The sequence below is a fragment of the Microbacterium sp. EYE_78 genome (genome assembly GCF_023149035.1).
Taxonomy (GTDB): Bacteria; Actinomycetota; Actinomycetes; order Actinomycetales; family Microbacteriaceae; genus Microbacterium.
Window position 1 is genome coordinate 508,707 of record NZ_JAHXMY010000001.1, and the last position, 19,281, is coordinate 527,987.

Here is a 19,281-nt window from a genome sequence, read left to right on the forward strand (position 1 = left end):
CGCGCGGCGAGCTCTTGACAGCTGCAGCGCGGCGGCATCCACCCACCCCTGTCACGGACTGCAGGCGCACGCGGCGCGTCGCGACAGGGAAAGCAGCGACAGCGGAACGGGGATGCGGCGGGTCAGCCGACGACGACCGCCGAGTCGGGCGGGAGGACGAGGTGATCGCCGGATGCCTCGGGCTCGACGGTCGCGATCCAGACGTCGCCGCCGGGCACCGTCCAGGGCTCGGTCGAGAGGTTCACCAGCACGCGCGCGCCGCCGCGGTACAGGACGTAACGTCGCCCCGTCGCGTCGCCGACCTCTTCGGCGCCCCGGCCGCCCGGACCGGGATGCGTCAGCTCGGGGCGCTCACGACGCAGACGGGCCAGGCGCCGGTAGAGATCGAGCAGCCGGGCGTGATCGCCCTGCGAGACCTCGCCCCAGTCGAGCTTCGACCGTTCGAACGTCGCCGGCTCGTTCGGGTGCGGCACGATGCTCTCGTCCCAGCCCATCTTCACGAACTCCTCGATGCGCCCCTTCGCGGTCGCCTCGGCGAGCTCGGGTTCGGGGTGCGAGGTGAAGAACTGCCAGGGTGTCGACGCGCCCCACTCCTCGCCCATGAACAGCATCGGCGTCCCCGGCGCGGTGAGCGTCAGCACCGCGGCGACGGCCAGCCGATCCGTCGACAGCGTCGCCGTCAGTCGGTCGCCCGCCGCGCGGTTGCCGATCTGGTCGTGGTCCTGCGCGTAGGTCACGAGCCGCCAGGATGCCGACTGCTCCGGCACCGGCTTGCCGTGATCGCGCTCGCGGAACGACGAATACGTGCCGTCGTGGAAGAAGCCCTTCGTCCAGGCCTTCGGCAGGGCCTCCGGGTCGGCGAAGTCCTCGTAGTAGCCGACCGCCTCGCCCGTCAGGGCGACGTGCACGGCGTGGTGCCAGTCGTCCGACCACTGCGCCGTCAGCCCGTACCCGCCCGATTCGCGCGGCAGGAACATGACCGGGTCGTTCATGTCGCTCTCGGCGATGAGGGTGAGGGGCCGTCCGACGTGCGCGCTCAGCGCGTCGGTCCGCTCCGCGATCTCCTGCAGGATGTGCACCGGCTGCGTGCCCGACTCGTGCAGCGCGTGCACGGCGTCCAGGCGCAGCCCGTCGACGTGGAAGTCGCGCATCCACATGAGCGCGTTCTCGACGATGAACGACCGCACGGCCGCCTCGTCGAGGTTGAGGCTGTCGCCCCATGTGTTGCGGGAGCCGTCGCGAAGGTACGGACCGTACTCGGGCAGGTAGTTGCCGCTCGGCCCGAGGTGGTTGTACACGACGTCCTGGATGACGGCGAGTCCGGCGGCGTGCGCGGCGTCGACGAAGCGCTGGTAGGCAGCCGGCCCCCCGTAGGTCTCCTGCACGGCGTACCAGAGCACCCCGTCGTAGCCCCAGTTGTGGGTGCCGTTGAAGGCGTTCACCGGCAGCAGCTCGATGTGCGTCACGCCGATGTCGACCAGGTGGTCGAAGCGGGCGATCGCGGCATCCAGCGTCCCCTCGGGCGTGAAGGTGCCGAGGTGCAGCTCGTAGATGAGACCGCCCGCGAGCTGCCGCCCGGTCCACGCCTCATCGGACCACGCGAAGGATGCCGGGTCGAACCACGCCGACGCCTCGTGCACGCCGCGCGGCTGCCGGCGCGACCGCGGGTCGGGTCGCAGGTCGTCCCCGTCACCGAGCACGAAGCCGTACTCGTCGCCGTCCGACAGGTCGACGTCGGCGCGCCACCAGCCGTCCCCGGTGGCGGTCAGCGCGACATCCGACGCGCCCGGACGGCGCAGTCGCACGCGCTCGACGCGCGGAGCCCAGACCTCGATCACGATGCGTCCCCCTCGGTGACATCCGCCGGCGCGAGGAGCGCGACGGGATAGGTGTCCAGCAGATCCGCGAGCCGGATGGGCCCGCCGCCGAAGCGGCGCCCGGTGAGCACGTCGACCGTGGGGCCGTGGTGCCGCAGCAACACCGTGTCGCCCCATCCGCCCCGCCGCGCGAGGCCGGCAGGCAGGCGCGTCGCGACCGCGACGGCGCCGCCGCGGTCGAAGGCGACCGCGTGCTCGGCGGCCTCGCCGACGACCGTCATGGGGGTGTAGCGGGTGAACAGCTCGGGACGACCCCGCCGCAGGCGCAGGGCGCGCGAGACGACGAGCAGCTTCGCCGCACCCGACGCGTCGACCGGCGGCATCCACCCCTCGTCGAGACGGGCGAGCAGGCGGCGGCGCTCCGCGAAGTCGACCTCCCGGCGGTTGTCGGGGTCGACGAGCGAGTGGTCCCACAGCTCGGTGCCCTGGTAGACGTCGGGGACGCCCGGGCCGGCGAGCTGCAGCAGCTTGAGCGAGAGCGAGTTCGAGCGGCCGAGCGCGGCGATCTCGTCGACGAATCCCTCGACGATCGACCGCGCGTCGCCGAACGCGGCGTCGACGACGGCGTGCATCCGCTCCTCGAACGCCTCGTCGGGGTCCGACCACGTCGTGCTGTCGCCGGCCTCGCGCGACGCCTTCTCGGCGTACGCGTGCAGCCGCTCACGGCTCGCCGGCCACGCGCCGACGATCGCCTGCCAGAGCAGCGTGTCGAACGGCCCGTCGCCCGTGGACGCGACCGCGCGCAGGTCGCCGAGCACCTCGGCCCAGCGGTCCGGGATCTCGGCGAGCACCGACAGCCTGGCGCGTACGTCCTCGCTGCGCTTCGTGTCGTGGGTCGAGAGCGACGTCATCGCCGCCGGCCACGAGGCCTGACGGTCCGCGGATGCCGCGTGGAACCCGTCGACGCCGAGCGAGAAGACCGTCGGGTCGCCGCCCACCTCGGTGAGGGTGCCGAGCCGGTTCCAGCGGTAGAAGGTCGTGTCCTCGACGCCCTTGGCCATGACCGGACCGGTCGACTGCATGAACCGCCGGGTGAACTCGCCCTCGGGGTCGGCGACGAGCCGAGCCGCGATGGCGTCGAACGACCCCGCCAGCTCAGGGCGTCGGCCCGAGGCGAGCTCCACGGCGTGGTCGAGATGCTCCCGCCCCGCGGGCAGGTACGCGCGGTACACGGGGAACGCCGCGAGCAGCTCGGCCACGGCGTCGCGCCAGGTGCCGTCGTCCGCGCCGCCGCGCTCGCCCTCGGGGACGAGGGCGGACAGCCGCCGCACCTCGGCGCGGAATCCGCGGGTCGCCCAGTCGAGCTTCGCGGCGTACATGACGTCCTCGTACTCCGGGGCGTCGCCGCCGCGCAGATCGGCGTCGAGGCGCGCGAGCGGCTCGGCCCCCGCAGGATCGATGAGGACCCGGTCGAGGGCGGCCATCGCGTCGTACCCCGTGGTGCCGTCGGTCGCCCACCAGGCGGGCAGCTCTTCGCCGTGCTCGAGGATCTTCTCCACCAGCACGTACGCGCCACCGGTGGCATCCGACAGCATCTCGAGGTAGCCGCCCGGGTCGGCGAGGCCGTCGGGATGGTCGACCCGCAGTCCGTCGGCGAGCCCATCGCGGACCCACCGCAGGATCTCGGCGTGACTGTCCTCGAAGACCGCCGGGTCCTCGACACGGACACCCGCGAGGGTCGTCACCGCGAAGAAGCGCCGATAGTTCAGTTCCTCGTCGCCGCGGCGCCAGAACAGCAGCTCGTAGTGCTGACGGGCGAGCACCTCGCGGACGTCGCCCTCCGCCGTTCCCTCTGCGAGCGGGAACTCGTGGTCGAAGTAGCGGAGCACACCGGCATCCGCGTCGACCTCGATCTCGCCGTCCTCGATCGCCTGCTCGAGCTCGCCGCCGAGGATCGGCAGTCGCACCTTGCCGCCACCGAGCGTCCAGTCGATGTCGAACGCCGACGCGTGCGGCGACGCCTGCCCCTGGCGCAGCACATCCCACCACCACGGGTTCTCGCGTGGTGCCGAGACGCCCTGATGGTTCGGCACGATGTCGATGAGGATGCCGAGACCCGCCGCGCGTGCCGCGTCGGCGAACCGCTCCAGCCCCTCCGGACCGCCGCGCTCGGGGTCGACGACCGTCGGATCCGTCACGTCGTAGCCGTGATCCGAGCCGCTCGTCGCGCGCAGGAGCGGCGACAGGTAGGCCCAGTCGACGCCGAGGTCGCGCAGGTAGTCGGTCAGCTCCGCGGCGGCATGCAGGTCGAAGCCCTTGCGGATCTGCAGGCGGTAGGTCGATCGGGGGGCGACGGCCCGGGCGTGCTCGGTCACGGCATCCTCTCCTCTGGCGGTCAGTGCGGGAGCTCGGCGGGCGGCGCCTGCGCGGGGATGACGTCGATCGTCCCCGTCAGGGCGGCCAGGGATGCGGCGACCGACGGGTCGGGCTCGACGGTCTCCTCCTCGTGGTCGCGGAGGACGACGAGCGCACGTCCGCCGACCGAGACGCTGCCGCCGGGGTCCACGATGGGCGCGTCGGCGGCACCGCCGGCGGTGTCGACGATGATCTCCCACCGCGGACTCGCGGTCGCCGTCGGGATCGTGAAGTCGATCGCCTCGTCGCCCGCGTTGAAGAAGACGAAGAAGTGCCGGTCGTGGATCTCCTCACCGCGGCGGTCGCGCTCGCGGATGCCGTCGCCGTTGAGGAACACACCCACCGCGCGGCCGAAGCCGGAATCCCAGTCCTCGGGCTGCATCTCGGAGCCGTCGGGGCGGATCCACGCGATGTCCGGGAGCGGCGCGCCCTCCTCGCGGCGCACGGGGCGGCCGTCGAAGAAGCGGCGACGGCGGAACGTCGGATGGTCGCGACGCAGCCGCGCGAGCACCGAGGTGAACTCGATGAGCGGCTGGTCGATCGAGGTCCAGTCGATCCAGGTCAGCTCGTTGTCCTGCGCGTAGCCGTTGTTGTTGCCGTTCTGCGTGCGGCCGAGCTCGTCGCCGTGCGAGATCATCGGCACGCCCTGGCTGAGCAGCATCGTCGCGAGGAAGTTCCGCTGCTGCCGCGCCCGCACCCGCAGGATGTCGGGATCGTCGGTCGGTCCTTCGACGCCGTGGTTGTACGACCGGTTGTGCGATTCACCGTCGTTGTTGTCCTCGCCGTTGGCCTCGTTGTGCTTCTCGTTGTACGAGACGAGGTCGCGCAGGGTGAAGCCGTCGTGCGCGGTCACGAAGTTGATGGATGCCACCGGCCACCGCCCGTCCTGCTCGTACAGGTCAGCAGAGCCCGTGAGACGCAGCGCGAACTCGCCGAGCGTGGACGGCTCGCCGCGCCAGAAGTCGCGGACGGTGTCTCGGTACTTGCCGTTCCACTCCGTCCACTGGGGCGGGAAGTTGCCGACCTGGTAACCGCCGGGGCCGATGTCCCACGGCTCAGCGATCAGCTTCACCTGGCTGACTACCGGGTCCTGCTGCACGAGCTCGAAGAAGGCCGACAGGCGGTCGACGTCGTAGAACTCGCGGGCAAGCGTCGAGGCGAGGTCGAAGCGGAACCCGTCGACGTGCATCTCCAGCACCCAGTACCGGAGCGAGTCCATGATGAGCTGCAGCGTGTGCGGGTTGCCGACGTTGAGGCTGTTCCCGGTGCCGGTGTAGTCGGTGTAGTACCGCTTGTCGTCGTCTTCGAGCCGGTAGTAGGCGATGTTGTCGATGCCGCGCATGGACAGCGTCGGGCCCATGTGATTGCCCTCGGCGGTGTGGTTGTAGACGACGTCGAGGATGACTTCGATGCCCGCCGCGTGGAGCGCGCGCACCATCGCCTTGAACTCCTGCACCTGCTGCCCCACGCCGCCCGCGGACGAGTAGGTGTTCTGGGGCGCGAAGAACGCGATCGTGTTGTAGCCCCAGTAGTTGGAGAGGTCCTTCTCCTGGAGGGTCGAGTCGTTGACGAACTGGTGCACCGGCATGAGCTCGAGCGCCGTGACGCCGATCTTCTTGAGGTGCTCGATGACGACCGGATGCGCGATCGCGCTGTACGTGCCGCGGATGTCCTCGGGGATGTCTGGGTGGGTCATCGTCAGGCCCTTGACGTGGGCCTCGTAGATGACGCTCTCGGCGTAGGGCGTCTTCGGCTGGCGGTCGCCCTGCCAGTCGAAGTACGGGTTCACGACGACGCCCTTCATCATGGCGGCGGCGGAGTCGTCGTCGTTCGTCGAGTCGGGGTCGCCGAAGGTGTAGCTGAAGACCGACTGGTCCCACTCGATCTGCCCGTCGACCGCCTTCGCGTACGGGTCGAGCAGCAGCTTGTTCGGGTTGAAGCGCTGCCCCTTCTCGGGGTCGTAGGGACCGTGCACGCGGTAGCCGTACCGCTGCCCCGGCTGCACCGAGGGGAGGTACGCGTGCCAGACGAAGGCGTCCACATCGATCAGTTCGACGCGCGTCTCCTCGCCGCTCTCGTCGAACAGGCACAGCTCGACCTTCTCGGCGCACTCGCTGAACAGGGCGAAGTTCGTCCCGTTCCCGTCGAAGGTCGCTCCCAAGGGGTAGGCGGATCCGGGCCAAACCTGCATGCGTACTCCTGAGATAGGTGGAAGGCCACACTATCCAGGGGGTGTTTCCGGTCCCGGGCCCTTGACAGGTGGGCCCGCCGAGCCCGTTCCGCGGCGAGGGTCAGCGCAGCGAGAGCATGTCGTCGAGGTAATCCTCGAGGGGTCGCGGGGGGCCCGTGTGGCTCCATGCGACCTGCGGCACCCCGTGCGCGAGCGACAGGATGCCGGAGGTCTCGCCGCGGTCGACGGCGGCGGCATCCATCTCCGTCCAGCCGAGGTGCAGCACCTCGCCCTCGGCGAACCCGCCGCGGAAGGCGGCCGCCGCACGCTCGGACCGCGCGCGCTGCGCTTCGGCGGTGTACCCGCGGACCGCCTCGTGCCGCGCTCGCAGCACCTCGCCGGTCGCGAAGACCCGCTCGTCGCCGATGAGCAGCACCCCGACGTGCCAGGCCTCGGTCACCGGGAGGATGCGCGGGGCCCGGCCGATCCCCAGGATCCGGCGGTTCGACGCCCAGTCGCCCAGCCGCTCGCGCGGCGACCCGGCGAGCCGAGCGCGCGCCGCGTCGAGCAGGCCGCTGGTGGAGGCATCCGTCACCGTCCCATTCTGCGGGGCGCAGGGCTCGTTCTGCGTGGCGCAGGGCTCGGCGGCGTCAGACGAGGGTGCCGGGGCCGCCCGCAACCGAGCCGCGAATCTGCTGATGCAGGTCGGTCATGCGCGCGTCGAGCTCTGCGGCGGTGTCGGCGGCGTCCTTCAGCTGACCCAGCAGGTGCGCCGGCACCTGGCGCTCGAACTTGTAGTAGATCTTGTGCTCCAGGCTCGCCCAGAAGTCCATCGCGATGGTGCGGAACTGCACCTCGACGGGGACGTCGACCCGACCGGTGGAGAGGTACACCGGCACCTCGAGGATCGCGTGGAGGCTCTTGTAGCCGTTGACCTTCGGCTCGGCGATGTAGTCCTCGACCTCGCGGACGGTGATGTCGTCCTGCGCGGTGAGCAGGTGGAACAACCGGTAGACGTCGCTCACGAAACTGCAGGTGATGCGGATGCCGGCGATGTCGGTGATGTGCGACCGGATGGACTCGAAGTCGGGTTCGATGCCCCGGCGCTGGATCTTCTCGACAAGGCTGTCGGGCGACTTCACGCGACTCGAGACGTGCTCGATCGGGTTGTAGTCGTGCATCTCGTGGAACTCGTCGCGCAGGATCGAGATCTTCGTCTCGATCTCCTGCAGACCGAACCGGTACTCCATCAGGAAGCGCTGGAACTCGTCGCGCATGGATCGGAGGGCGGACGCGGACACGGTGATCTGCTGCTCGTCGAGCGGGGTGGACATGCGCCCGACGCTATCGGGATCCACTTCGAGCGCGCTGTGAGACGACGCCTCAGCTCGCCGGCGGCGCCGTCGTCGCGCGCGGGACGAGCGCCGTCGGCAGCCGCAGATGGGTGCGCGACGGCATCCCGCCACCCATCAGCTCGAGGAGCATCGTCACGGCTTCGGCGCCCAGGCGCTGCATCGGCTGGCGGACGGTCGTCAGCGCGGGCTCGGACTGGGAGGCATCCGGGATGTCGTCGAAGCCGACAACCGACAGGTCCTCCGGCACGGACAGGCCGTGCTCGTGCGCGACGCGGATGACGGTGAGCGCCGACACGTCGTTGGCCGCGAAGACGGCGGTGGGGCGGTCCTCGAGGCGCAGGAGCCTCGTCGCGGCCTCGCGCGAGATGTCCTCGTCGTAGCTGCCCACGCCGACGAGTGCCGGGTCGAAGCGGATGCGGGCGTCTTCGAGCGCGCCGCGATATCCGCCCGCCCGCAGCATCGCCGAGCGGAGGTCGGGTCGCCCGGCGACGAAGCCGATGCGTCGGTGCCCGAGCGAGACGAGATAGGCGACGGCGTGACGCGCGCCCGCGAGGCTGTCGGACTCCACTGTCGGCAGGTCGGCGGGACCCGTGTGGGGGTCGATGGCGACGACCGGCACGTCGGCGCGGACGTTCACGACCGTGGGCGTGACCATGATGACCCCGTCCACGAGGGTGCCGCTGAGCCGGCTGAGCGACCGCCGCTCCCAGCCGTCGCTCGACACCTGCCGCGAGCCGCTGTAGGCGAGCAGGTCGAGCCGCGAGTCGCGCAGCGCCGCGCCGACCCCCTTGAGGACTTCGGCGGAGAACGGCTCGAAGTCGGCGACGAGCACGCCGATCACACCGGTCTGCCGCGACCGCATGCTGCTCGCCACGAGGCTGGATTCGTAGCCGAGCTCCTCGACGGCGGCGAGCACGCGCTCGGCGGTGGCCGTCGCGACGCCGTATCGACCGTTGACGGCCTTGGACACGGTCGCCACCGACACACCCGCGGCGGCGGCGACGTCGTGGATGGTGGGGCGGCTTCGCACGGACCGAGCGTAGCGCGATGGAAAACCTTTTCGAAAACGTTTGACGTCGCTGGCAACAATTCCGACACTGGCTGAGCACCCGGCACGCACCGCCGGAACCACCCGCACCTCGATGACCGAGCGTGCACTCAATGAGGAGATTGGTGATCACATGAGGACCACACGGTTCGTCGCGGGGGCCGCAGCCTTCGCAGCCGCCGCGCTCGCGCTCAGCGCGTGCTCCCCCGGAAGCGGCGACTCCGCCGGCGGGGCCGTCGAGATGACCCTCTGGCAGAACTCGACCACCGGACCCGGACAGCAGTTCTGGACCGACGCGATCGCGGCGTTCGAGGAGGAGAACGAGGGCGTCACGATCACGATGCAGTCCGTCCAGAACGAGGACATGGACGGCAAGCTGCAGACGGCGCTCAATGCGGGCGATCCGCCCGACATCTTCCTGCAGCGCGGCGGCGGCAAGCTCACCGCCATGGCGAACGCCGGCCAGCTGATGGACCTGACCGACCTCATCTCGGACGACATCCGCAGCGAGATCTCCGAGGGCTCGTTCGCCGCCGAGACCTACCAGGACAAGGTCTGGGCGATGCCGCTGTCCGTGCTCCCCGGCGGCTTCTTCTACAGTCAGGACGCCTTCGACGCCGCGGGGATCGCGGAGACCCCAGCGACCATCGACGACCTGACGTCCGCCGTCGAGGACCTGAAGGGCACCGGCATCCAGCCGATCGCCCTCGGCGCGAAGGATGCCTGGCCCGCCGCCCACTGGTACTACTTCTTCGCGATCCGCGAGTGCAGCCCGCAGGTGATCGAAGAGACGGGCGACTCGAAGGACTTCAGCGACGAGTGCTGGACCCGCGCCGCCGAGGACCTCGTCGACTTCGCCGCCATCGAGCCCTTCAACGAGGGCTTCCTGACGACCGCCGCGCAGCAGGGCGCCGGCAGCTCGGCGGGACTCATCGCGAACCGCCAGGCGGCGATGGAGCTCATGGGCGCGTGGGACCCGGGTGTCATCGCGTCGCTCACCCCCGACGAGAAGCCCCTCCCCGACCTGGCATGGTTCCCCTTCCCCGAGATCGACGGCGGTGACGGCGAGCCCGGTTCGATGATGGGCGGCGTCGACGGCTACTCGTGCGCCGCGCAGGCACCGAAGGAGTGCGCCGACTTCCTGAACTTCGTGGCGAGCTCGGAGCAGCAGGAGGCGTACTACGCCGCGTTCCAGTCGCCGCCGGTCAACTCCGTCGCCCAGGAGGCCGTCACCGAGCCGTACCTGCAGCAGATCCTCGAGGCGTACAACAACGCCCCGTTCGTCTCGCAGTGGCTCGACACCGTCCTCGGCCAGAACGTCGGCAACGCGCTGAACGTCGCGGTCGTCGACATGCTCGCCGGCAACAGCGACCCGGCCGCATTCATCCAGACGGTCAGCGCGGCGGGCGCGCAGGGCTGACCGTGTCCACCCGCGAGATGTCCGACACGGACGCATCCGATCTCGCGCCGCACGACGGGGGCGGCAGCACGCCGCCCCCGTCCGTGCCGCGAGCCCGACCTCGTGCCCGTGGACTCGGCTGGACGGGCCGGCTCGAGGTGCTCCTGCTGGCCGGCCCGGCCGTGGTCTTCTTCCTGGGCTTCGTCATCCTGCCCGTCGGGATGGCGGCGTACTACGGCTTCTTCCGCTGGTCGGGCTTCGGTCCCGCGACCGATTTCGTCGGTCTGCAGAACTACGTCACGATCTTCAGCGACCCGAACTTCCAAAGCGCCCTCCTGCACAACGGGTTCATCGTCGTCATGTCGCTCGTCCTGCAGGGACCGATCGCGATCCTGCTGGCGCTCCTGCTGAACCGCAAGATGCGGGGGCAGTCCGTCATCCGCGTCCTCATCTTCGTCCCGTACGTCATCGCCGAGGTGGTCGTCGGCACCGGCTTCAGCCTGCTCCTGGCCACCAACGGCGCCGCCAACGGCATGCTCGACAAGCTCGGCCTGGGCGCCTTCACACAGGACTGGCTCGCCGACCCCGCGATCGCCATCTGGACCCTGATGGCGATCCTCACGTGGAAGTACGTCGGCTTCGCCGTCATCCTGTTCCTCGCGGGCCTTCAGGGCATCCCCGAAGAGCTCTACGAAGCAGCCGCGATCGACGGCGCCTCGTACTGGCAGATCCAGCGTCGCATCGCGCTGCCGCTGCTGGCCCCCACGCTGCGCATCTGGGCGTTCCTGTCGATCATCGGCGCACTGCAGCTGTTCGACCTCGTCTACATCATCTGGGGGCAGTACGTCTCGTCGGTCGCGGGCACCAACACCATGGCGATCTACATGGTCGTCACCGGCCGCAACGCCGGGAACTTCGGCTACGGCAACGCGGTCGCCGTCGTCATCTTCGTCATCTCGCTCGTCGTCGCGCTGATCTACCAGCGCGCCGTGCTGCGACGCGACACCGCCGGTGCGATCACAGAGAGGGGCGTCCAGTGAGCGCCACGATGACCCTGACGACGGCGCCGCAGGCGGATGCCCCGCGCCGCCGCCCAGCACGGCAGAGGCTCCCGTGGGGCTCACCCGCCGTCTACTTCGTCGCGCTGGTCGTCATCGCGCTGATGCTCGGCCCGGTGATCTACATCATCATCGGCGGCTTCCGCTCGAACTCCGCCATCACCGTCGACCCCGCGGGCTTCCCCGATCCGTGGAACATCGACAACTACGTCGGCGTCATCACGAGCGGACAGTTCTGGGGTCAGGTCGGGAACTCGACGATGGTCGCGCTCGCGACGACGGCGGGAGCCGTCGCACTCGGGCTCGCCGCCAGCTACGTCATCGCCCGCTACAGCTTCCGCGGTCGCGGCGCGCTCTACGCACTGTTCGCGGCGGGACTCATGTTCCCCATCACCGTCGCCATCACGCCGCTGTACATCGTGGTGCGTTCGCTGGGTCTCATGAACACCCTGCCGGGCGTCATCCTCCCGCAGATCGCCTTCGCCCTGCCGACGACCATCATCATCCTGGTCCCCTTCCTGAAGGCGATCCCGGATGAGATCCAAGAGGCCGCCTCGATCGACGGCTGCGGCCGGCTGTCGTTCTTCTGGCGGATGGTGCTGCCGCTGGCCGTGCCCGGTGTCATCACCGTCGGCATCCTCGCCTTCATCGGCAGCTGGAACGCGTACCTGCTGCCGCTGTTCATCCTGAACAACGAGGCGCAGTTCACCCTCCCCCTGGGCGTGCAGGCGTTCTCGTCGCAGTACTCCGTCGACACGGCGCGCGTGCTCGCGTTCACCTCGCTCTCGATGCTCCCCGCGCTGGCGTTCTTCAGCCTGTTCGAGCGGCGCATCGTGGGCGGACTCACCGGCGCAGTGAAGGGCTGACATGACCGATCCCACAGACACCGCATCCCCGCGCGTGCGCGACCTGCTGTCGCGCATGACCCTCGAGGAGAAGGCGGCGCAGCTCGTCGGCTACTGGGTCGACCAGGGCGGCGAGGTCGTCGCTCCGCTCGCCGACGAGATGGTGACCTCCACGAAGTACGCGGATGCCACGGCGCACGGCCTCGGCCACCTCACCCGTGTCTACGGCACACGCCCCGTCGACCCGATCGAGCGCGCCGCGTGGCTCTGGGAGGAGCAGCGCCGCCTGGTCACCGAGACGCGGCTCGGCATCCCCGCCATCGTGCACGAGGAGTGCCTCACCGGCCTCGCCGCGTGGCAGGCCGCGACGTATCCGACCCCGCTTGCCTGGGGCGCGTCGTTCGACCCCGATCTGGTCGCCGAGATGGCGGCCGCCATCGGCGGAACGATGCGGGAGCTCGGCATCCACCAGGGGCTCGCGCCGGTGCTCGACGTCATCCGCGACCCCCGGTGGGGGCGCGTCGACGAGTGCATCGGCGAGGATCCGTACCTCGTCGGCACGGTCGGGACCGCCTATGTCCGCGGCCTGCAGTCGAACGGGGTGGATGCCACGCTGAAGCACTTCGTCGGCTACTCGGCGTCGCAGGCGGCGCGCAACCACGCGCCCGTCCACGCCGGGCCCCGCGAGATCGCGGACGTCCTGCTGCCGCCGTTCGAGATGGCGATCCGCGACGGCGGAGCGCGCTCGGTCATGAACTCCTACGCCGAGATCGACGGCGAGCCGGTCGGTGCCAGCCGTCACCTGCTGAGCGACGTCCTGCGGACGCTGCTCGGCTTCGACGGCCCGGTCGTCTCGGACTACTTCTCGGTAGCGTTCCTCCACGCCACACACGGTGTCGCGGCGGATCTCGGCGAGGCGGCCGAGCTGGCCCTGCAGGCCGGGATCGACGTCGAGCTGCCGACGGGCGACGCGTTCGCCGCGCCGCTGCTGGCCCGCATCCGAGACGGTCGCACCGACGAGTCGCTGCTGGATGCCGCCGTGCTCCGCGTGCTGTCGCAGAAGGAGGGGCTCGGGCTGCTCGACGCCGACTTCGACGAGCCTCCTGCGCAGGCGGACCTCGACGGACCCCTCCACCGCGACCTGGCCCGACGCCTCGCGGCCGAGTCGGTCGTGCTTCTGTCGAACGACGGCGTGCTGCCCGCGGCATCCCCTCGGCGCATCGCGCTGATCGGCCCGAACGCGGACTCGGCCGAGGCGCTCATGGGGTGCTATTCGTTCGTGAACCACGTGCTCGCGCACCACCCCGGCACCCCGTTCGGGATCGAGATCCCCACGGTGCTCGACGCGCTGCGCGCGGAGTTCCCGGATGCCGCGATCGACCACGCGCGCGGCTGCGAGGTCGAGGGCGACGATGCGTCGGGGATCCGGGACGCCGCCACCCTGGCGGGCGGCGCGGACCTCGCGATCATCGTCGTCGGCGACCGGGCGGGCCTCTTCGGCCGCGGCACGGTCGGCGAGGGCAACGACGTCGACGACCTCGAGCTGCCGGGCGTCCAGCGCCGACTCGTCGAGACGGTCGTCGCCACCGGAACGCCGGTGGTCCTCGTCGTCTTGTCGGGCAGGCCGTACGCGATCGGGTGGGCGCTCGACGGGCCTCAGCCGGTCGCCGCAGCGCTGCAGTCGTTCTTCCCCGGCGAAGAGGGGGCCGACGCGATCGCCGGCATCCTGTCGGGGCGGACCTCGCCGTCGGGTCGACTGCCCGTCACACTGCCCCGGTCGGCGGGAGCGCAGCCGTACACGTACCTGCACCCCCGGCTCGGCGGCACGGTCGACGTCACGAGCGCCGATCCGACGCCCGTCCGGCCGTTCGGCTTCGGGCTCGGCTACACGACGTTCGGGCACGACGACCTGCGGGCGCCCGAGACCGCCGCCGCCGGGTCGACCGTCGAGGTGAGCGTCGTCGTCCACAACACCGGCGACCGCGCCGGCGATGACGTCGTGCAGCTGTACGCGCAGGACGTGATCGGCAGCGTGACGCGGCCCGTCGCGCAGCTGATCGCCTACCGCCGGGTCTCGCTCGAGCCCGGGCAGCGTGCGCGGGTGACGTTCGAGGTGCCGACGGCGCGGCTCGCCTTCACCGGGCGGGACGGCCGCCGTGTCGTCGAGCCCGGCCGCATCCACCTCTGGGTGGGCGGGTCCTGCGACGACCGCGAGACGACCGCCGCCCTCGAGCTCGTGGGCCCGGTGCATGCGGTCACCCCGGATGACGCGCGGATCGTGCCGTCCCGCGCCGAGGTGCTCGTCGAGTCGCCGGTCGGCGGCGCCTGACGGAAGCGCGGCGACTGTCGAGGTCCCCTTCCGGCCGGGAATGACGGCGTCATACCCGGCCCGATCGGGACCTCGACCGCACGGTCAGCGCAGGTCGGCCGCTCGCCGCTGCGCGACCGCGTCGTACGCGGTGCGGATGTCGGGGTGCGGGTCGGATGCCGCGGCGCGGTGCATCTCGACGGGCCAGTCCGGCAGCGCGCCCGCGAGGACGCCCGCTGCCTGACGCGCGGCGCCGAGGGCGACGTACTCGCCCGGCGCGGGGACCGCGACGGGGACGTCGAAGACCTGCGCGGCGACCGCCGCGACGGCGGCGTTCTGCGCGGCGCCGCCGACGAGCAGCACGCGCCGGGCCTCGACCCCCAGGCCGCGGATCGCGTCGACACCGGTGGCGAGCCCCGCGAGCATGCCCTCGACGGCGGCGCGGGCGAGGTTCTCGCGCGTCGTGTTCTGCAGCGAGAGCCCCTCGAGCGACGCGCGCGCCGTCGGCAGGTTCGGCGTCCGCTCGCCCTCGAACCACGGCACGAGGACCACGCCCCCCGAGCCCGGTTCGGCGGCAGCAGCCAGGTCGGTGAGGCCCGCGTGGTCGACACCCAGCAGCCGCGCCGTCGCGTCGAGCACGCGCGCGGCGTTCAGCGTCGCCACGAGCGGCAGGAAGCCGCCTGCCGCGTCGGCGAAGCCGGCGACCGTGCCGGTCGGATCGATCGTGCGCGTCTCGCTCACGGCGAAGGCGGTGCCCGAGGTGCCGATCGACACGACGACATCGCCGGTCGCGGCGCCCACACCGAGGGCGGCGCCCGCGTTGTCGCCCGCGCCCGGTCCGACGCGGCGACCGTCGGCATCCGTCACGTACTCGGTCGCACCCAGCACGCGCGGCAGCACAGCGTCGTGGCCGAGGGCCGCGGCGAGCAGCTCGCGATCGTACTCGCCCGTCGCGGGGCTCCAGTAGCCGGTGCCCGACGCGTCGGAGCGGTCCGTGACGAGCTCGCCGAGGTCGGGACGATCCGGACCGAAGCCGCGCAGGCGCCAGGTGAGCCAGTCATGCGGCAACGCGACAGCCGCGACCCGCGCGGCGTTGTCGGGCTCGGCATCCCGAAGCCATCGCAGCTTGGTGATCGTGAACGACGCCACCGGGACGAGCCCGGTCCGCTCGGCGAGGGCGTCCGCACCGAACTCGGCGATGAGATCGGATGCCGCGCCCCCCGACCGGGTGTCGTTCCACAGCAGCGCATCACGGATGACCGCGCCGCCCGCATCGAGCGCGACCATGCCGTGCTGCTGGCCCCCGACCGACCACGCCTCGACGTCGTCCATGCCACCGGCATCCGCGATCGCCTGCTGCAGCGCATGCCACCAGGCCTCGGGGTCGACCGACGTCCCGTCGGGGTGCGGAGCGCGACCGGAGCGCACGATGCGCCCGGTCGCGGCATCCGCGATCACGACCTTGCAGGACTGCGTCGACGAGTCGACGCCCATCACGAGGGTCACGTCAGCGCGCGCCCAGCAGGTGCTCGGTCGCCAACTGCTGCAGGCGCACGAAGCCGCCGCCCTTGCCGCCGAAGTACGCGTCGGCGTCGAAGTCCTCGTACGCCGACCGGTCGGCGAGGAAGTCGTCGTAGCTCTCGCCCTCGTGCAGCGTCGGGGTCGCGAGCTCGTCGACCTTGGCCGCGGCGAGCGCCTCCTGCACCTCGGGGTCGGCGCGGAACGCCTGCGCCCGCTCCTTCAGCAGCAGGTAGGTGCGCATGTTGGCGGCGGCGGAGTCCCAGACACCGGTCTCGTCCTCGGTGCGGCTCGGCTTGTAGTCGAAGTGACGGGGGCCGTCGTAGGCGGGCACGCCGCCGGGGCCGCCGTTCTCGAGCAGGTCGACGAGCGCGAACGCGTTGTGCAGGTCACCGTGACCGAAGACGAGGTCCTGGTCGTACTTGATGCCGCGCTGCCCGTTCAGGTCGATGTGGAAGAGCTTGCCGTGGTACAGCGCCTGCGCGATACCCGCGGCGAAGTTCAGCCCCGCCATCTGCTCGTGGCCGACCTCGGGGTTCAGGCCCACGAGCTCGGGGCGCTCGAGCGAATCGATGAACGCGATCGCGTGACCGAGGGTCGGCAGGAGGATGTCACCGCGCGGCTCGTTCGGCTTGGGCTCGATCGCGAAGCGGATGTCATAGCCCTTGTCGGTGACGTAGTCGCCGAGCAGGTTCACGGCCTCGCGGTAACGCTCGAGCGCCTGACGGATGTCCTTCGCCGAGTCGTACTCCGCACCCTCCCGGCCGCCCCACATGACGAAGGTCTTCGCGCCGAGCTCGGCGCCGAGGTCGAGCTGACGGAAGACCTTGCGGAGCGCGTAGCGGCGCACGTCGCGATCGTTGGCCGTGAAGCCGCCGTCCTTGAAGACCGGGGCGCTGAAGAGGTTCGTCGTCACCATCGGGACGATGAGGCCGGTCGCGTCGAGCGCACCCTTCAGGCGGTCGATCTGCGTCTGACGCTCAGCGTCGGTCGACCCGAACGCGAAGAGGTCGTCGTCGTGGAAGGTGAGACCGTAGGCGCCGAGCTCGGCGAGCTTCTCGACGGCGTGGACGACATCGAGCTGCGGACGGGTCGGTCCGCCGAACGGGTCGGTGCCGTTGTACCCGACGGTCCAGAGACCGAAGCTGAACTTGTCGGCGGGGGTGGGGGTGGGCATGACGCTCCTTCGCGGCGGCTGATGTTTGTTGCTGACAACAACCTATACCAAGCGCGTCGCCGCGCCAAGCATCGTCCGGTGGCTAATGTGGGGTCCGTGACCGAGCAGGGGCGAACCGTCGAATCCGTCCGGCGCGCGAACCTCGGGAGCATCCTCGGGACCGTGCACCGCGAGGGGCCGCTCTCGCGTGCGGCCCTCACCGAGGCGACCGGGCTGAACCGCTCGACCATCGCCGACCTGGTCGGCACGCTCGTCTCGTTCGGCCTCGTCGCCGAGCGCGCCCCCGACCCCTCGCACCGCGTGGGCCGGCCCTCACCCGTCGTGTGCGTCGACCCGTCCGTCGTCGCGATCGCCGTGAACCCCGAGGTCGACGCGCTCGAGATCGCCGCCGTCGGGCTCGACCGCGGCATCCGGGCCGTCGTGGTCCTGCCGCAGGACCAGCTGCTGTCCCCCGCCGCGACCGCCGCCCTCATCGCCGCACAGATCGACGCCTGGCGCACCGAGGAACTTGCGGACGCGCGCATCCTCGGCATCGGCCTGGCCGTCCCCGGGCTCGTCCGCACCGAGGACGGCGTCGTCCGCGATGCGCCGCACCTGGGCTGGATCGACGAGCCGCTCCGTGACGTCGTCGCCGACGCGACCGGCCTGCCCGTCGTCGTCGGCAACGACGCCACGCTCGGCACGGTCGCCGAGCACCTCTTCGGGGCGGCCCGCGGCATCCGTCACGCGGTCTACCTCAACGGCGGTGCGAGCGGCATCGGCGGCGGCATCATCGTCAACGGGATGCCGGTGGTCGGCGCCGGCGGCTACGCCGGCGAGTTCGGCCAGAACCGCCCCGGCATCGCGACCCTCGCCGACCGCCGCGCCCGCGACGGGGTGCTGGAGGACGAGGTCAGCCGCGCGCGGCTGCTGTCGGTCGTGGGGCTCGCCCGCGGCGACGATCGCGAGCTCGGGGACGCCCTCGCCGCAGGCCTCGACACCCCGTCGGTCGCGGGAGAGGTCGAGCGGCAGCGCCGCATCCTCGCCACCGCCCTGTCGAACGCGGTCAACGTCCTCAACCCGTCGGCCATCGTCCTCGGCGGCTTCCTCGCCGTGCTCGCCGGGCTCGACACCGCCGCCCTCGAGGCGGCCGTCCGCGCGCAGGCCATGCCCGCCTGCGGCGAAGACCTGCGCATCCTGCCCGCCGAGCTCGCCGAGCACCGGCTGCTCATCGGCGCGGCCGAAGCCGTCTTCGACGGCGTCCTGGTCAACCCGCAGCCGGTCTGACCGCCCGCACGCGTGCCGAGCGCAGGTGCAGCGCCCGCTCCGCGCTGCGAACTGCCCGGAACAGGGCCCTGACCCTGCATCCGGCACGCCGCCGCACCTCGACGGCATCGGGGTGCGGCCCGTTCTCCGGAGATTCCGGCCGGATCCGGGCGGCGACTGCCTCCGGCGCCCCGTTCTTCCGGAGAACGGGCAGCGCGCCGGTCAGCGGGGGCCGGGTTTGACGGACAGGTCGGTGATGACGGCGTCGCGCGGCAGGTCGAGGGCGGTGAGCACCGCGGCGACGACGGATGCCGGTTGGATCCAGGCATCCGCGTCGTAGTCCTTGCCCTCCTGCGCGTGGACCTGCGCCTGCATCGGCGTCGCGGTACGACCGGGGTAGACGGTCGTCACCCGGACGCCGGAGGCGGCCTCCTCGCCGCGCAGCGCGTCGGCGAGGGCCTTGAGCCCGTGCTTCGACGCGGCGTAGGCGGCCCACTGCGGGTGGGCCGTCAGCCCCGCGCCCGAGTTCACGAACAGCACCTGTCCGCGCGCGGCGCGCACGCGCGGCAGCAACAGTCGCGTGAGCTCCGCCGGCGCGACGAGGTTGACGGCGAGCTGGTCCTGCCAGGACTGCACCGGCAGGTCGGCGACGTGCCCGAGGTCGACGATGCCCGCCGCGTGCACGATCGCGTCGACCTCGTCGGGAAGATCGGATGCCGCGACCGCCGACGCGAGCGATTCGGGCCGCGCGAGGTCGGCGACGATCGAGCCGGCGCCCGGGTGCTCGGCGACGAGGTCTGCGGCCCGCGCGGCGTCGCGCGCGACGAGGACGAGGCGGTCGCCGCGCCCGGTCAGACGCTGGGCGAGGAGCTGCCCGATGCCCGATCCGGCACCGGTGAGGACGATGGTGTGCGGCATCCCCTCAT

Annotated in this window: 14 protein-coding genes; 5 read left to right on the forward strand and 9 right to left on the reverse strand. The window is 71.4% G+C overall.

Going from position 1 to position 19,281, the window contains the following annotated elements; genetic code table 11:
* Positions 1-122 precede the first annotated feature (122 nt).
* From treZ to KZX17_RS02480, 6 genes are all read right to left on the reverse strand, one after another.
* Positions 123-1,838, reverse strand: a complete 1,716-nt coding sequence (treZ, locus tag KZX17_RS02455) for a malto-oligosyltrehalose trehalohydrolase (protein WP_248170934.1) — start codon at positions 1,836-1,838, stop codon at positions 123-125.
* Positions 1,835-4,192, reverse strand: coding sequence for a malto-oligosyltrehalose synthase (gene treY / locus KZX17_RS02460; RefSeq protein ID WP_248170932.1), 2,358 nt, complete (start codon positions 4,190-4,192; stop codon positions 1,835-1,837). Before treY ends, treZ begins: the two co-directional genes overlap by 4 nt.
* 20 nt (positions 4,193-4,212) lie before the next feature.
* Positions 4,213-6,423: a glycogen debranching protein GlgX gene (glgX, locus tag KZX17_RS02465; protein ID WP_248170931.1), complete on the reverse strand. Its 2,211-nt coding sequence runs from the start codon at positions 6,421-6,423 to the stop codon at positions 4,213-4,215.
* A 100-nt stretch (positions 6,424-6,523) separates the two neighbouring features.
* Positions 6,524-6,997, reverse strand: coding sequence for a glutaminase (locus KZX17_RS02470; protein ID WP_248170930.1), 474 nt, complete (start codon positions 6,995-6,997; stop codon positions 6,524-6,526).
* A 55-nt stretch (positions 6,998-7,052) separates the two neighbouring features.
* Positions 7,053-7,736: a GTP pyrophosphokinase family protein gene (locus tag KZX17_RS02475; RefSeq protein WP_248170929.1), complete on the reverse strand. Its 684-nt coding sequence runs from the start codon at positions 7,734-7,736 to the stop codon at positions 7,053-7,055.
* Between the two features lie 49 nt (positions 7,737-7,785).
* Positions 7,786-8,787: a LacI family DNA-binding transcriptional regulator gene (locus KZX17_RS02480; protein WP_248170928.1), complete on the reverse strand. Its 1,002-nt coding sequence runs from the start codon at positions 8,785-8,787 to the stop codon at positions 7,786-7,788.
* Positions 8,788-8,938: 151 nt separating this feature from the next.
* On the opposite strand from KZX17_RS02480, the gene KZX17_RS02485 reads away from it, so the two are divergent.
* From KZX17_RS02485 to KZX17_RS02500, 4 genes are read left to right on the forward strand one after another with little or no spacing between them, the layout of a single operon-like run.
* Positions 8,939-10,225: an ABC transporter substrate-binding protein gene (locus KZX17_RS02485; protein WP_248170926.1), complete on the forward strand. Its 1,287-nt coding sequence runs from the start codon at positions 8,939-8,941 to the stop codon at positions 10,223-10,225.
* A gap of 17 nt (positions 10,226-10,242) precedes the next feature.
* Entirely contained in the window at positions 10,243-11,244 is a 1,002-nt protein-coding gene (locus tag KZX17_RS02490) for a carbohydrate ABC transporter permease (protein ID WP_248170925.1), read from the forward strand.
* A gap of 8 nt (positions 11,245-11,252) precedes the next feature.
* On the forward strand, positions 11,253-12,128 hold the full coding sequence (locus tag KZX17_RS02495; RefSeq protein ID WP_248171669.1) for a carbohydrate ABC transporter permease: 876 nt from the start codon (positions 11,253-11,255) through the stop codon (positions 12,126-12,128).
* 1 nt (position 12,129) lies between these two features.
* The gene (locus KZX17_RS02500; RefSeq protein WP_248170923.1) at positions 12,130-14,436 is read left to right on the forward strand and encodes a glycoside hydrolase family 3 N-terminal domain-containing protein; all 2,307 of its coding nucleotides are present in this window, start codon (positions 12,130-12,132) and stop codon (positions 14,434-14,436) included.
* Between the two features lie 84 nt (positions 14,437-14,520).
* Here the strand turns inward: KZX17_RS02500 and xylB are convergent, their stop codons facing one another.
* The gene (gene xylB, locus KZX17_RS02505) at positions 14,521-15,921 is read right to left on the reverse strand and encodes a xylulokinase (RefSeq protein WP_248170921.1); all 1,401 of its coding nucleotides are present in this window, start codon (positions 15,919-15,921) and stop codon (positions 14,521-14,523) included.
* A gap of 1 nt (position 15,922) precedes the next feature.
* Positions 15,923-17,110 (reverse strand): xylose isomerase, encoded by a 1,188-nt coding sequence (gene xylA / locus KZX17_RS02510; protein WP_248170920.1) that lies wholly within the window; start codon positions 17,108-17,110, stop codon positions 15,923-15,925.
* Positions 17,111-17,197: 87 nt separating this feature from the next.
* On the opposite strand from xylA, the gene KZX17_RS02515 reads away from it, so the two are divergent.
* Entirely contained in the window at positions 17,198-18,376 is a 1,179-nt protein-coding gene (locus KZX17_RS02515) for an ROK family transcriptional regulator (protein ID WP_248171668.1), read from the forward strand.
* 201 nt (positions 18,377-18,577) lie between these two features.
* Here KZX17_RS02515 and KZX17_RS02520 read toward each other — a convergent pair whose 3' ends face one another.
* Entirely contained in the window at positions 18,578-19,273 is a 696-nt protein-coding gene (locus KZX17_RS02520) for an SDR family oxidoreductase (protein WP_248170918.1), read from the reverse strand.
* Positions 19,274-19,281 lie beyond the last annotated feature (8 nt).

What these genes read in the sequence shown, in the direction of transcription:
- glgX (WP_248170931.1), bottom strand. Translation starts at nt 6,423, where the DNA reads ATGCAGGTTTGGCCCGGATCCGCCTACCCCTTGGGAGCGACCTTCGAC.
- KZX17_RS02475 (WP_248170929.1), bottom strand. Translation starts at nt 7,736, where the DNA reads ATGTCCACCCCGCTCGACGAGCAGCAGATCACCGTGTCCGCGTCCGCC.
- KZX17_RS02485 (WP_248170926.1), top strand. Translation starts at nt 8,939, where the DNA reads ATGAGGACCACACGGTTCGTCGCGGGGGCCGCAGCCTTCGCAGCCGCC.
- KZX17_RS02490 (WP_248170925.1), top strand. Translation starts at nt 10,243, where the DNA reads ATGTCCGACACGGACGCATCCGATCTCGCGCCGCACGACGGGGGCGGC.
- KZX17_RS02495 (WP_248171669.1), top strand. Translation starts at nt 11,253, where the DNA reads ATGACCCTGACGACGGCGCCGCAGGCGGATGCCCCGCGCCGCCGCCCA.
- KZX17_RS02500 (WP_248170923.1), top strand. Translation starts at nt 12,130, where the DNA reads ATGACCGATCCCACAGACACCGCATCCCCGCGCGTGCGCGACCTGCTG.
- xylA (WP_248170920.1), bottom strand. Translation starts at nt 17,110, where the DNA reads ATGCCCACCCCCACCCCCGCCGACAAGTTCAGCTTCGGTCTCTGGACC.
- KZX17_RS02520 (WP_248170918.1), bottom strand. Translation starts at nt 19,273, where the DNA reads ATGCCGCACACCATCGTCCTCACCGGTGCCGGATCGGGCATCGGGCAG.